The organism is Enterococcus sp. DIV0008 (assembly GCF_050542615.1).
In the GTDB taxonomy this organism is placed as follows: domain Bacteria; phylum Bacillota; class Bacilli; order Lactobacillales; family Enterococcaceae; genus Enterococcus_D; species Enterococcus_D innesii.
Window position 1 is genome coordinate 2,332,863 of record NZ_CP172937.1, and the last position, 13,340, is coordinate 2,346,202.

The 13,340-nt window shown below is 44.2% G+C and carries 13 protein-coding genes; all 13 read right to left on the bottom strand.

Annotated elements, in window-relative coordinates:
* Positions 1-122: 122 nt before the first annotated feature.
* The 13 genes from IGI84_RS11025 to IGI84_RS11085 all read right to left on the bottom strand — a co-directional run bounded on the left by IGI84_RS11025 (position 123) and on the right by IGI84_RS11085 (position 13,061).
* Complete coding sequence (locus IGI84_RS11025) at positions 123-1,118, bottom strand: LacI family DNA-binding transcriptional regulator (RefSeq protein ID WP_430600378.1); 996 nt, start codon at positions 1,116-1,118, stop codon at positions 123-125.
* A gap of 373 nt (positions 1,119-1,491) precedes the next feature.
* A complete protein-coding gene (locus IGI84_RS11030) occupies positions 1,492-2,802 on the bottom strand; it encodes an NCS2 family permease (RefSeq protein ID WP_081116571.1) in 1,311 nt (436 codons plus the stop codon).
* A 160-nt stretch (positions 2,803-2,962) separates the two neighbouring features.
* Positions 2,963-3,562, bottom strand: a complete 600-nt coding sequence (locus IGI84_RS11035; protein ID WP_430600379.1) for an NUDIX hydrolase N-terminal domain-containing protein — start codon at positions 3,560-3,562, stop codon at positions 2,963-2,965.
* Positions 3,563-3,768: 206 nt separating this feature from the next.
* On the bottom strand, positions 3,769-4,389 hold the full coding sequence (locus IGI84_RS11040; protein WP_142424217.1) for a zeta toxin family protein: 621 nt from the start codon (positions 4,387-4,389) through the stop codon (positions 3,769-3,771).
* Complete coding sequence (locus IGI84_RS11045; RefSeq protein WP_005234664.1) at positions 4,390-5,256, bottom strand: class II fructose-bisphosphate aldolase; 867 nt, start codon at positions 5,254-5,256, stop codon at positions 4,390-4,392.
* A gap of 22 nt (positions 5,257-5,278) precedes the next feature.
* Entirely contained in the window at positions 5,279-5,671 is a 393-nt protein-coding gene (locus tag IGI84_RS11050) for a tetratricopeptide repeat protein (protein WP_430600381.1), read from the bottom strand.
* Between the two features lie 18 nt (positions 5,672-5,689).
* Positions 5,690-6,979: a PTS sugar transporter subunit IIC gene (locus tag IGI84_RS11055; RefSeq protein ID WP_430600382.1), complete on the bottom strand. Its 1,290-nt coding sequence runs from the start codon at positions 6,977-6,979 to the stop codon at positions 5,690-5,692.
* Between the two features lie 31 nt (positions 6,980-7,010).
* The gene (locus tag IGI84_RS11060; RefSeq protein WP_220426853.1) at positions 7,011-7,313 is read right to left on the bottom strand and encodes a PTS sugar transporter subunit IIB; all 303 of its coding nucleotides are present in this window, start codon (positions 7,311-7,313) and stop codon (positions 7,011-7,013) included.
* A gap of 22 nt (positions 7,314-7,335) precedes the next feature.
* A complete protein-coding gene (locus IGI84_RS11065; protein ID WP_430600384.1) occupies positions 7,336-9,405 on the bottom strand; it encodes a BglG family transcription antiterminator in 2,070 nt (689 codons plus the stop codon).
* A gap of 235 nt (positions 9,406-9,640) precedes the next feature.
* Complete coding sequence (locus IGI84_RS11070; protein WP_077452806.1) at positions 9,641-10,690, bottom strand: FUSC family protein; 1,050 nt, start codon at positions 10,688-10,690, stop codon at positions 9,641-9,643.
* 646 nt (positions 10,691-11,336) lie between these two features.
* A complete protein-coding gene (locus IGI84_RS11075; RefSeq protein ID WP_430600385.1) occupies positions 11,337-12,041 on the bottom strand; it encodes a deoxynucleoside kinase in 705 nt (234 codons plus the stop codon).
* Positions 12,042-12,057: 16 nt separating this feature from the next.
* Positions 12,058-12,498: a nucleoside 2-deoxyribosyltransferase gene (locus IGI84_RS11080; protein ID WP_325810895.1), complete on the bottom strand. Its 441-nt coding sequence runs from the start codon at positions 12,496-12,498 to the stop codon at positions 12,058-12,060.
* On the bottom strand, positions 12,495-13,061 hold the full coding sequence (locus IGI84_RS11085; protein ID WP_430600386.1) for an LOG family protein: 567 nt from the start codon (positions 13,059-13,061) through the stop codon (positions 12,495-12,497). Before IGI84_RS11085 ends, IGI84_RS11080 begins: the two co-directional genes overlap by 4 nt.
* Positions 13,062-13,340: the final 279 nt, after the last annotated feature.

Here is a 13,340-nt window from a genome sequence, read left to right on the forward strand (position 1 = left end):
TCCATTTGTGGAACCGGTTCTACATTTGTAGATTAACAGAAACCGTTTGCAATTGCAAGCAAAGAAAATAAAAAAACAGAACGCCGCAACTGGACGTTCTGTTTTCTCGAAAAATATTTGCTTTATCGCTCCTGAATGTCAAGCTTGGCAGTCGACTGTTTGACCACTAATCGATTCGGTAATTCGATCACTTCAGGAACCTCTTCTCCTTGTGTCAGTTTTTGGATCGTTAAGACGGCATCGATGCCTAATTGGACATAGGGATATTGGGTCGTTGTGATGGTCGGATAGACATAATCCGTCGAATCATAGCCGCCAAATCCGTTCAAGGAAAAGTCTTGCGGCACTTGGTACCCTAGTTCATGGGCGGCTTTCAATACAGCAACAGCGATATTGTCCGTAGCACAGGCGATGTACGTTGCCGGTTGATCTTTCAAGAACACAAGAGCTTTTTGGTACGTTTCTCTTCTAGAAAAAGACGTTTCGATAAAGTCCACCTTGACGTTGGGGGTTTGTGCCAAGACATCAAGAAATCCTTTTTTTCGCAAGACACCTACCGCATAATCATTCTCGCTGACTCCAACGAATAAATAACGTCGGTGGCCAGCGCTGACTGCATATTCTGCCATGGTTTTGCCCGCTTGATAATCTTCATGGACGATGGAATGAATGCCAGCTAACTGTTGGCCTAACAATAAAACCGGCATAGGAACCTCTGCCAGCACCGCTTGCAGCTGCGGCGTGATTTTACGCGCAAAAAGGATCATCCCTGCTACTTTTTGTTTGACCAGCATTTCGATATTTTCTAGTTCCCGTTCATCGCTTTGATCAGAGTTGGTGATCAGCATTTGATAGCCATTTTCCCGTGCCGTCGTATCGATCCCTTTCAACACATCATTTGTCGATGGTGAATTCAGCCGAGGAATGATCACGCCTAGCAATTTCGTGTCTTGGGCTTTCAGCGATCGAGCAAATGTATTAGGACGATAGCCAGTTTCAGCAATGATCTGATCAATTTTTTTGCGCTTTTCTTCACTGATATAGCCATTGTTCAGATAGCGGGAAACCGTACTTTTCGCTACTCCCGCCTTTTCAGCAATGTCCTTGATCGTTGTCATGATTTCCCACCTTTGCATTTTCTTTTATTATAACAATAACTGAAAGAAAAGCGCAGGTTTTGCGTGAAAATTGTTGGGATAGGAGAATTTGGAATGAAGCTTCACTTCAAAGTCATCTTACAATCAATGAATGGTAGAGAAACTAAAACCTCCCTTTACAAGCTATGGCGAAGATCGATCAGATCATTGAGTATATTTTTTAAGCAACACAACGCCCTGATTCGTCAGCAGATAAACCACGAATAGTAAACCCTTATTCGATTCTGAACATTTTTATAGCAAGCGACATATAATAAAAAAACCAGCTAAGCCACGCTTAACTGGTTTTTCATTAGTAGAAATCCTACTTTAACTTTACATTGAAACCCCTCTATCACACATTCAAAATCCACATAAACCCAAGAAAGACAAAGAACAAGCCGTACATGATCGGTGAGACTTCTTTGCCGCGTTTGGCTGCTAACATGGTGATTGGGTAAAAGATAAAGCCCAACGCGATCCCATCGGAGATGCTGTAGGTCAACGGCATGCCTAATAGAATCAAGAAGGCTGGGATTGCAATTTCCATTTCGTGCCATTTGATTTCTCGCAGCGATTGCGCCATCAATACACCTACGACGATCAGTGCTGGTGCGGTCACTTGAGAAGTGACAACGGATAGCAATGGTGAAAAGAACAAGCCGAACAAGAAGAAAATTCCCGTCGTCACGGCAGTCAAGCCAGAACGACCGCCCACGGCGATCCCAGCGGAAGATTCCACATACGCCCCTACTGGTGAGGTCCCTAATAAAGAACCGGCGAGCATGGCAGTGGAGTCAGAAGCAAGTGCTTTGCCGACTCGTGGCATTTTGTTGTCTTTCATGAAGCCCGCTTGGTTGGCAAGTCCCACCAAGGTGCCTGCGGTATCAAAGAAAGTGACGAGTAAGAAAGTCAGCACCACGACCCACATTTGCAGGGAGTTGATGTCTCCTACATGGTTGAGCGCCACTAAGAATGTGGAAGAAATACTTGGTGCAGCAGAAACGATACTGGATGGTGCTTGGATCAAGCCAGTCAAAAGACCTAAAACAGTTGTTGCGGCCATCCCGATAAAAATTCCGCCAGGAACTCGGCGAACCATCAAGACGGCAGTGATCACTAAACCAAAAATCGTCAGCCACGTTGTACCGACACTCAATGAACCTAATGCCACAAGGGTCGAATCGTCGGAAACGATGATCCCGCCTTCGCTCAATCCCAGAAAGGCGATGAACAGACCGATCCCCCCAGAGATGGCATATTTTAAATCAGCAGGGATCGCATCAATGATCAGCTCCCGTAATTTGAAGATCGTGATCACGATAAAAATCAGTGATGCCACAAACACACCGGCTAATGCTGTTTGCCATGGAACCCCCATTCCAATACAGACTGAATAAGAAAAGAAAGCGTTGATCCCTAATGCGGGTGCCGTAGCGATCGGGTATTTTGCTAGAACTCCCATCAAGATACAGCCCAATGCACTGGCTAACGCCGTTGCTGTAAAGACGGCACCTTCGTCCATCCCAGATGCCCCAAGGACCGTTGGATTGACGAATAAAATATAGGCCATTGAGATAAAGGTGGTAAATCCAGCTAAGATTTCTCGTTTGACCGTTGTTTGTAGGGCATCCAGCCCAAAAAAGGAATTGATTTGATTCTTCATTTTTACTCCTCCAGCAATCAAGCAAAGGTATCACGATTGCTTGATTTTTTATAATGAAAACGACGAAATCAATCATAAACCAACTTTATCTGCAAGTAAATATTATCCGGTTAAAAAAACCAATAAAACGCTTTTTCCAACATCTTACCCTTAGTTGTTTCTAATCCACGTGTAACGCCTTCTCATTCACCAATTGCTCCAGCTGTTCCTTGGTGGTGCGCTTGATGGAAAGCTTTGGCAACTCGTTCAACGCAAAGTAATCGCTGTTGGAGGTTTCACTGTTTTTGATGAAGTCCCCTGCCAGAACCTCACATTCAAAGACCAACTTATAGTATTGAAACACTTGCGGAATGTCTTGTCTTAGATTCGTATCAAAAATTGCACGTAGCTCTTTGACCTCTACTAGCAGGCCGGTTTCTTCCAGCACTTCTTTTTTGATGTTTTCCCGTGGTGTCAAACCAATTTCTGCATAGCCACCCGGCAGTGACCATTCTTTCGTCAGGCTGTCTTCCACTAGCAAAATTTTTTCATCTTTTTGGATCAATGCTCGTACATCGACTTTAGGCGTAGGATACCCCTCATTTTTTTCTGTTAAAAGGGTCAACGCAGCTGCGTCTTGATCCACGACGGTACTCATCAAATGCAATGCCAACTCTTTGATTTCTTGATAACGTTCCTTATCGTACACATCTTTGCCATAGTACAAACCTGCTTCAGCGATCGATAACAGGCGTTTGTATTGCGTAAAATAATCTTTCATCCATTCCCCGCCTTTTCCATTTCTCTGTTATGCTTCTTATTCTAGAGGAAATCGCCGGTTTTGCAAAAGAAAGTCTTCTGAGACATAAGCAACAATCCGTCTTGCTTTGACAGCTAAACTTCCCCAAAAGCTGAGTCATGAGAAATAGCTCATCAAAAAAAGCAGTTGGCATGTACCTAGACCAGGTATAACGCCCACTGCTTTGCTTATTTACTTAGCTCAATTGCGATTCTCTCGATCAATGGACGATAATCCACTTGCTCGTAATCTTCCACATTGACTTCGATAAGCTCCCCTAACTGAAAGTCATCGTAACGGCGATCGGTGATGATTTGCCGAAACGCTTCTTTGGTTATATGGTTGGTTGCAGCTTGTCTATCTTCCAGCACATCCCCGTAATGGTATCGTTCCATGATAAAACTCAAATGGCGGTCATCCGCACGATCACGTAAGAAGCGTCTTTCCCATAAGGTTTCAAAAGAGGCTGTCAAACGTATGGTCAAGCAGTCATAGCCATAGCTTTGGGCGAGAAAATTCAGCAAGGGCTTCTGCTTTTCACTAAAAGGGTATTCCGAGACCACCAAACGTTTTCCTAAAGACATGTACAAGCCTAATGCCTGATAGTAAAAAGGCCAAACATACTGTTTTTCGATCTGGGCTTTTTCTGCCAATGAATCAAAGCCAAGGGATTCGGCATAGCACTCTTTGATTTCATCCGGCGTAAGTGCGAAAAGATCAGGAAAACGTGTCTTCAACAGATTCAGTAAATAACTTTTTCCAGTTCCAGGGCTGCCTGCCAATAAAACAAGCATCTTTTTGCGTACCATCTATTTGCCGATCGCAGTCGGCGCTTTCGTATTCATGAAAAGGCCGATCTTGTGCTTGACGATTTCTTTGATGGCTTCATTGGATGGGATCACGTTGTGGCGCAATGATTTGTTGACTTCCGTTGCCCCAAAATTTTCTTTTGCGATCTTCGTCCAATTCACCAACAATTCAGTACCTACATTAAACTTGCGAATGCCGTTATTGATCAATTCAGGATAATCTTCTTCTTTGACGCCAGTTCCTCCATGAATGACTAGCGGCACGTCTACGACCGCATGGATTTCCTTCAATAACGCAACATTCACTTCGGTTTTGGAGCGGAATTGACCGTGATTGGTTCCGATAGCGATGGCTAGCGCATCGACGCCAGTAGCAGCGACAAATTCTACCGCATCTTCTGGGCGTGTGAAGACTTTATCGTCTTCTTCCACATGAATGCCCTCTTCTGTGCCGCCGATCGTTCCTAATTCTCCTTCGACGGACACCCCATGGGCATGGGCGTATTCGACGACTGCGCGCGTTTTCAAAATGTTTTCTTTGAAGGGCAAATGCGAGCCATCATACATCACCGAGCTATAGCCGCTATCAATCGCTGCTTTGATCTCATCGAAATCTCTGGCATGGTCCAAATGCAAGACAGCGTCCACTAGCTCGTGATCGGCAATCGTTTTGACGACATTGACCAAGACATCATAGCCGATGTATTTCGCCGTATCGATACTTGTTTGAATGATGATGGGTGCCCCCATCTCTTTGGCTGCCCGCAGCATACTTGGTAGCATTTCTAAATTATGGGTATTAAAAGCCCCCACTGTAAAATTCAATGCTTCTGCTGTTTTCGTTACTTCTTTTAATGTTGTATACATCCTTGATTCCACCTCGTCTAGTTTAATTGCCGCTGATCGTAAGTTGTTTGGCGATTTGCCGCATTTCTTCCATTTTGTCCATGTAATAGTCGATCTTTGCATCGTCGCCGTTTCGTGCGGCGGCGGCACGCTGAGCATTGTAAAGGGACATCAGTTTTTTGTAGCCGTCCCCGATCGATTTTTTCGCCTGCAAGCTTTTTTCCAATGCGTCGATCGCTTCTTCTGTGCGAGAAAGTTTAGCCTGCGCTAAGCCTAACGCTTCATACAATTTTGCTTGTTCGTCGCTGTCAGTTTCTGCTTGCAACTGACTTTCTAAGGTTGCAATAAGCACTTCTGCCTCTTGGCTTTCTTCAGCGGTCAAAGGAACCGCTGGTGTTTCTGTGGGCTTTTTTTCTTTTTTGAAAAAAGAGAACATGCGTCTTCCTCCTAGCGATTAAAAGTTTTTCAATAAGGGACTGATGATCCAAGCATATAGCAGGGCTGCCGTGACGGTATCCACATCGGTTGCCGTAGCGTTAACAAAGCCCATTTTATTGAAGATCGTCACAAGTAGGGCTGGCAGTAATGTAATGAAAAAGCCGTGGAAGATCCCTCCGATGATCGCCCCTCGACGTCCACCGACCGCATTGCCGAAGATCCCAGCGGTGCCGCCGGCAAAGAAGTTCGTCAGCATACCTGGCAAGATCATCGCCAAGCCAAAGACTGGTAAAACGAACATGGCGATGACTGTCCCAATCGTTGTAGTAATGAAGCCTAAAATAACTGCATTTGGGCTATATGGGAAGAATACTGGGCAATCGAGTGCTGGTTTTGCATCAGGCACCAATTTCATAGCGATCCCACGAAACGCAGGGATGATCTCGCCTAAGAGCAACCGAACGCCTGCTAACAAAACATAGACCCCAACCACGAATTGGATGGCTTGCAAGAAGGCATACATGATATAGTTTTGATCACCAGAGAGCGTAGAAGCAAAGGTTTCTCCAGCAAACAAGACCGTCACGATATACAGTGGAACCATCACGACCATGACAGAAAGATAGGTGTCTTGTAAAAATTCAAAAGAACGTGGCAGTTTGATGTCTTCGATCGATTTTTTCTTCTCGCCTCTTTCTCCAAACAGATAGGCAACGCCTGCTTCAAAGAGGTAGCCGATCGTACAAAAATGTCCGAGAGCAATGTCATCTGACCCAGTGACTTTACGGATGATAGGCTGAGCCATCGCTGGCATCGCTACGGCAAAGATTGCCCCAATCAGCCCACCGACAAGAATCAAGACAACGCCCCGTAAACCAGCGAAATAGCCAAAGACCGTCGTCATGGTCGCCATCCATAAAATGGCTTGACCCGTTAAGAAAATATATTTCCATTTCGTAAAGCGTGCCAATAAAATATTAAAAACAAAGATGGCTAAAAATGTCAGCGCTATGTCCCGCCCCAAGCCCAACTCATTCATCGCTTGCCCGTTGATGGCTTCGATGGAAGGGATTATGCCTTGCATGTCGAATCCTTCTGTGAAAATCTCGCCGAAATAGGTCAAACTACCGACGATGATGCTAGAACCAGCGCTTAAAACCTGAAAGCCCAATAGCGTCTTCAAACTTCCTGAAATGACTTGACCTGCTGACTTTTTCTGAAGCAGCAGTCCTAACATCGCGATCAAGGCGATCGTGATCGATGCCTGCGTTAAAATATTATCAATAATAAAATTGATGATGCCCATTTTTTCAAACTCCCTTCGTCATGACCCTTCCTTACAGTGCGCCTTTTTCCGTTAATACCGGCATGATTTTTTCTTCGATTTCTGGTTTTGAAACAATGTTGCGTAAATAAATGATTGCGGTTGTCGGGTCCAAAGCAAACTTTTCAAATTGCGTCCGAAAATTCTCTGCTGTAATGATGATGTCTGGTTTCATTGATACTGCTGATGAGATATCCACATGATCCAATTTCGCCTCCACTCCTAATTTCGTTAAGACATCTTCTGTTGACATCTGAGCCGCAAAGCTGCTGCCAAGACCTGCACCGCATACGAATAAGATCGATAATTTGTTCATGATTCTTCCCCTTTTCTTTTTTTTATGAAAATAGCAATGATTGAAAAGCTTCAATCGTAGAGCAAGCCAGCAACTGCGTGACTTTTTCTTCATCATTGATCAGTTCGATCAATTCCTTCATGATGGCAAGATGAGAGTAGGAGTCCACCGCAGCCAAGCAAAAAATGATTTTGACAGGGTCCATTTCTGGGTTCCCAAATGCGACTGGCGGCGCCAAGGTGAGGACACTCACACCCAACTGCCGGGCGCCATCTTCTGGTCGGGCATGCGCCAGCGCCAAATGTTTGCCAATGACGATATAAGGACCGTATTCCTCCACCGCCGCAACCATTGCCTCGATATAGCGTTGTTCGATGATCTGTTCTTTTACTAGCGGCTGCGCCGAGCGTTCAATGGCTTCTTCCCAATTTTGAACAGGAACGTTTAATTGAATATGACTCGCGGATAAAACATCTTTTAACATTGGCTGAATCTCCCTTGCATTAATGGCTAATTGATTTTGTTCAAACAGGTGGGTCAATTTGCGATAGGCGGCAGCATCGATCGTCCCGCCGCTTTCTTCAATGACTGTAAGCAACTGATTGAAGAACAGCGTGGCATTTTTTTGGTCAAAGGCGATCCGTTTGAATTGTTCATTGTTGTTTAAGAAACGACGGATCACTTGGTGATTTTCTTCATTGATGATCGGTGGGATCAGTAATACTGGCTTTTCTCGATAATCGATCTCATAGGTTGAAAAAACTAGATCCACATCGAATTTCGTAATCAAATTGACTTCTTGTGAATTCAAGACTGCCGCAACTTCTACTTCTGGAAACTTCTCCTTGAGGCTGGCTGCCAGCAGATTGCCGGTTGCCATTCCATGGTTACAGACAACGACCGCCTTATAGCTCGTAATAATCTCGTGGTTCAATGAACTTAGGGCTGTAGAAAAATGGATCACGAGAAATGTCAATTCATCTTCTGATAGTGGTTGCCCTACGATCTCTTCGATCGTAGGAGCGAACCCCTTGACGGCTTGGTAGATTTGTCCATAATTTTTGCGAACGGTCTCTTTGATCGGATTGGGTACTTGAATGCCGCTCTTGGCTCGAACGATCAGCGCGGCCATATGTTTATACAATCCCTCTAACAACTCTTCTTCCTTTTTACTAAAAGGGATCTTGGTTTGGCATTCCACAAATTGGATCAGCTGCAGCGACAAGAGTTGCGCATGCGCCCATTCGATGGAATTGGACAAATCTTTAAAATTCAGTGATTCGATGATGAAAGAAAGATAGTTGACTTCGATTTCTGGTGGCTCGATCGAAAAGGTTTCAGCGATCGCCTGGATATAGGCTGACCCTTGGAGCGGATTGCTGGAAGTAGACCAATTCATGCGAGTGATAAATTCCTTCATTCTGATGCGCATCAGCCAAATGGCGGTAAACAATAAGATTTGGCTGCTATACAACTCATTTTGATTTGGCGGCAACACTGCTTGCATCACTTGTTGGATCTGTTTGATTTCTTTTTGCGGCAAATAGCGATAAAGCAATTTCGTAAAGACTAAATCTGGGGTCTGTTTATCAAGTGGCAGCCTACCGATCCGCTGATTGATGATGTCAAAAATCATCGTCCGAATCGCTCGTTCCGATCCATTCAACCGCAGTCCTTTTTTTCCTAGACTAATGATCTCAATGCCATATTTATTGATGTCCGCCCGCAAACGGCGCATGTCTTCATCCATGCTGCTTTTCGATATCTGGTACGCTTCTTCTTTTTTATTCAACACCAGGATCTCTTTTGAAAATGTCAGATGCAGTAGCAGATCAAAACTACGCTCTTCACGGGTCATATATTCCGACTGTTGTGCCTGTAATGCCTGCCAAACGATGGCTTGCTGCTTTGAGGGCATTTTCAAAAGGATGCCCTTTCCTCGAAGGGTTTGGATCGGTCCGATGTGTAAGCCAGCAAGAAACGTGTTGATCTCATTCAAATCATTGCGGATCGTCCGCCCACTCGCTGCGGTCTCTTCTGCCAGTTGCTCGATGGATAGTGGATAATCAGTCACCAACAGGCGATGCAAAACATCTACGATTCGTTTTTTCACAACTTTCTCTCCTTCTCTGATTTGAGTATATGATTTCGCTTACAACAAAAAAAGTAGATGTTTCTGCCACTTTAGTTTGCAAAAATGTAAACGCTTCTATTTCAAAATAGGAACCTTTGCTCGATTATTTCATATTTTCCTTATTTTTCCTATCCGATGGAGAAAACGTTTAGATAGAGGATCAGATGCAAAAAAAGCAAGAGCAGCTGCTCTTGCTTATCGATGATGGTGCATGCTATTGTGTTTGATCCGTCGTGTCTTCTGGCTTATTTCCTAGCGCTTGCTCCATTTGCTTTACTGCCCAATCCATTAGAAAGATCAACAGCATTGCCAGCACGCTGCCAATCAATGCCCCTGAAAAACGCAATGGGATCAATTTCAGTGGCGTAAAACTAGTACCGATCGTCATTAACAGCAGGACTTGTGGGTTGGTAAAGAAATTAGCAACGGTATAATTGACTGGCATAAAAAACTCCGTCAATATGTTTAGAATGATCAATACCACTGCGATCGCTTCAAGGGGCATATGCAAGGACATCAATAAGAAACCCAGCAGCAGCCCTACAATTCCTCCCAGTACCCTGCCGATCGTGCGATTTTTGATTTTTTCCATATGTTCTCCTGCCAAGACGGCAGCAGCAGAAATCAAGATCCAATACCCGTTGCTGTCCCGCAACAGATAGGCAATGTAGGTGGCAATAAACAAGATCAAAGAAAAGTGCAACGCCTTGATGACCATTTCTGGTTGCTGAGATAATGCCAGCGAATATTTCTCGTGCAAGCTCAGTTGTTGAAAGGCCGTTTTTTCTTCTTTCAACGGTAGCTGTTCAGCTAACGAAATCACCAGTCCAGCAAGCAGCGAGCCTGCGATGCCGTAAAGCAAATAGGAACTGTGGTGCAAGATTTCTCCAAGATGAGCGGCGTGAAAGTTAAAGCCGGTGGCATAAAGCATCAACACGAAGAAATAATCCGGCTTGGGGATCCGCATCACTTTTGACAACAAAAACGCGGAAAACGATAAAGCGCCGATAATAAAAGGCGCGCTCCAAGGAATCAGTGCTGTCCCAGCACCTAAAATAAAGGCCAGCAACAACGCCGCGCCGTGTGTCAAAATGGCGCGCAGATTATAAAAAAGGGACCGATGTTGAAAAGCCAAGTATGAAAAAGCCCCCATCGCCCCCACAGAACTTATCAAAGGGTCCTGAACAAGAATCCCTATAAACAAAGGAACCGCCATCGCAAACCCTGATCCTAACGGACGCAAGACTTTTCGTTTTTCTTTCATGCAATTCCTCCTATCAAAAAATATGTACGATGATACAGCGTTTTATAAACAACGTCCTAAACTAGTATACGGAGCAAAAGATGAATATGCAAATTTTTTTCAGAAACTTTTCGATATAATCGTAGCGATGTTTTCTTGATCAAATCATACGCTGGCACAAAACAGCCCTTAGCAATAAAAAAAGAGAAGCATTCGCTTGGCAATAGACTACAAGCGAATCTCTCTACTTTTAGGCAAAATATTCTTCAATGAAGTGCTGGTGATTGTATCTACTATTAGTATCGCGCAGCATTCACCCGTTTGAATAACACTTGATGCACTCAATCAGCTAGTAACTCACCCTAGTGACCACATGGACAGACTCTTGATACACCAACACGAGTCATTGCCTTTGCTGCTGGTGTCTGGCGCGAATGTGTCTCTCAATAGATAATTGAAACACTAAAGCACCGAAAACGGCGTCTTCGGTGCTGACCAATTTCCTTTTGTTTACTCCAAACGCCATTGAATAATTGCTTTGACAACAATGATTGCTCTTTAATCCTGTAAAATCAGCGTTTTCAAGCACTTCGATTAATCATAAAAAAGCTGACAGGGATGACTGCTTTTCAACCAGCTGGCAAGAATCATCGGTTGCTTCTCTGCTTTAATTTTTCTTGGAAAAATCACCTTTTGCGATGGCTTTGTCCGTACAATAGTGGCCTTTGCCATGGGTCTGACGGACCTCTGCCAATTTTTCTTGGATCATCTCGAGGATCACTATGAGGTTGTCTTCATTGGCAACAAAGTCCAATTGATCCCCATCGATTTGCATTTTCGGACAAACGTCAAAGTTTTCATACCATTCATCATATCGCTGATTCAATTCTTTGTAATAGTCGTACAATGTCGGATCATTGGCAATTTGTTCATAGGAACGGCCACGTTTATTGATCCGTTCGATCATCGTATCCAAGGAAACTTTGATATGAACCATTAAATCTGGATGTTTCAACGGCGCCGATTCTTCCAATTCCCGTAGCATCGTGTTCAACAGGTTATCGTATTGTTCGACCTCCATCGGTGCGATGCGACCTAGATCGGCATTTAGATGAAACATCAAACTGTCCTCATAGATGGAGCGATCAATGACATTGTCATCATTCGACAACGCTTCCCGCATCCCTAAAAAACTTTTGTTTAAGAAAAAAATCTGCAATAAAAAAGCGTATCGTTCTGGATTGGAATAAAACAATGGCAGAACATCGTTGTCCTCCACGTTTTCATAAAAAGGCTTCGACGCCATTTCCTTCGATAAAAAATCAGTCAAACTGCTTTTTCCTGCCCCGATCGTACCTGCGATTAATAACACATTCATCCATCCTTTATTAAATATAGTCACCGACAAATGCTCGGTGCGCCATCTCTTCAAAATCATACGCTGTTCGTGCCGCCAAATCAGTCAAATACGCTTGTACCGACTCCGTCAACGTCAGATTGACCGCCGCAGCTTTTTCATGAAAAGCGATCACTGGTTTATTTCGTACGTGTGCTGCGCCGATTTCAAAGGCTGTTCCCGGATCAGGGATTCCACCATGGTAATCCACAACGACAACGACGACGTCGGCTCGTGTCAATTCCGGCATGTCTTTTTCAAAAATTTCTCTCGCCCATTCCGGTGGATTGGGTTCAGATGAACCTTCTTGATACAGGCGCGGCGAATAGATCGCCAAGGGTTGCGGATTTTCCGCTAAACTGCGTTCTACCTGTTTGAGTCGTGCGACTTGTTCGTTTGAAAAAAACGGTCCAGCTAAATAGACCTGCTTCATCCTGCCAAGCAATCCTTTCCTGACCCCTTCGCCGCCAATCGTTGGATCAACGACTCAACGTCAGATAGGAAAAAGAGCGTTTCCGGCAGTTCAGCCCAAGCTTCAAACATTGTTAGCAGCGGCTTCAGTCCATCCTTCAAGCCTTCGTTCATTAACACACCGATCGGCTTGACTGGCAATTTCCCAAGAGTCAAAAAAGAGCATACTGATGACAACTCCTCTAGTGTACCAAATCCACCAGGTAATACAAGGTAGGCATCGCTCATTTCCAATAATTGTTGCGTTTGTTCATCCCTTGTATCCGTATAGAACTCGGTGTATGTGCTTGATCCAGTGACGATTGGCGGCAAATCTTCTGCAAAGGAACCTGATGGATAGATCCCCGTCACTGCGCCTTCTTTTTCAAAGACCCCTTTCACGATCTCCCTCATCAAGCCAGCCAAAGGGCCGCAATAAACCAACTCGATGTGATTTTTTGCTAAGGCATTGCCGATAGCACGAGCGGTCTTTGCCAACTTTTTCTCATTTTCTAAACGGGTGCCGCAACATACAGTTACTCTCAAAAACAACAGCTCCTTCTTCACTACACCTGCTATTTTACACAATCTCTTAAAAAAGTAAATACTACATATTGTGCTTCATTTAGATGAAAATCGATCTATTCACTATATATTGTATATCGCCATTTGCATCTTTTCGCTTTCCCTTAAACCTTACAAACCTTGAAAATAGCAGCCAAGAACAAACAGAACCAGCTTTCATCGATTCCCTCAGCCCTCTTTCATCCCACATAAAAAAACACGATGCAGCTAGGCTCGTGTTTTTTTATCCATCACTTTTTT

What these genes read in the sequence shown, in the direction of transcription:
- IGI84_RS11025 (WP_430600378.1), bottom strand. Translation starts at nt 1,118, where the DNA reads ATGACAACGATCAAGGACATTGCTGAAAAGGCGGGAGTAGCGAAAAGT.
- IGI84_RS11030 (WP_081116571.1), bottom strand. Translation starts at nt 2,802, where the DNA reads ATGAAGAATCAAATCAATTCCTTTTTTGGGCTGGATGCCCTACAAACA.
- IGI84_RS11035 (WP_430600379.1), bottom strand. Translation starts at nt 3,562, where the DNA reads ATGAAAGATTATTTTACGCAATACAAACGCCTGTTATCGATCGCTGAA.
- IGI84_RS11040 (WP_142424217.1), bottom strand. Translation starts at nt 4,389, where the DNA reads ATGGTACGCAAAAAGATGCTTGTTTTATTGGCAGGCAGCCCTGGAACT.
- IGI84_RS11045 (WP_005234664.1), bottom strand. Translation starts at nt 5,256, where the DNA reads ATGTATACAACATTAAAAGAAGTAACGAAAACAGCAGAAGCATTGAAT.
- IGI84_RS11050 (WP_430600381.1), bottom strand. Translation starts at nt 5,671, where the DNA reads ATGTTCTCTTTTTTCAAAAAAGAAAAAAAGCCCACAGAAACACCAGCG.
- IGI84_RS11055 (WP_430600382.1), bottom strand. Translation starts at nt 6,979, where the DNA reads ATGGGCATCATCAATTTTATTATTGATAATATTTTAACGCAGGCATCG.
- IGI84_RS11060 (WP_220426853.1), bottom strand. Translation starts at nt 7,313, where the DNA reads ATGAACAAATTATCGATCTTATTCGTATGCGGTGCAGGTCTTGGCAGC.
- IGI84_RS11070 (WP_077452806.1), bottom strand. Translation starts at nt 10,690, where the DNA reads ATGAAAGAAAAACGAAAAGTCTTGCGTCCGTTAGGATCAGGGTTTGCG.
- IGI84_RS11080 (WP_325810895.1), bottom strand. Translation starts at nt 12,498, where the DNA reads ATGAAGCAGGTCTATTTAGCTGGACCGTTTTTTTCAAACGAACAAGTC.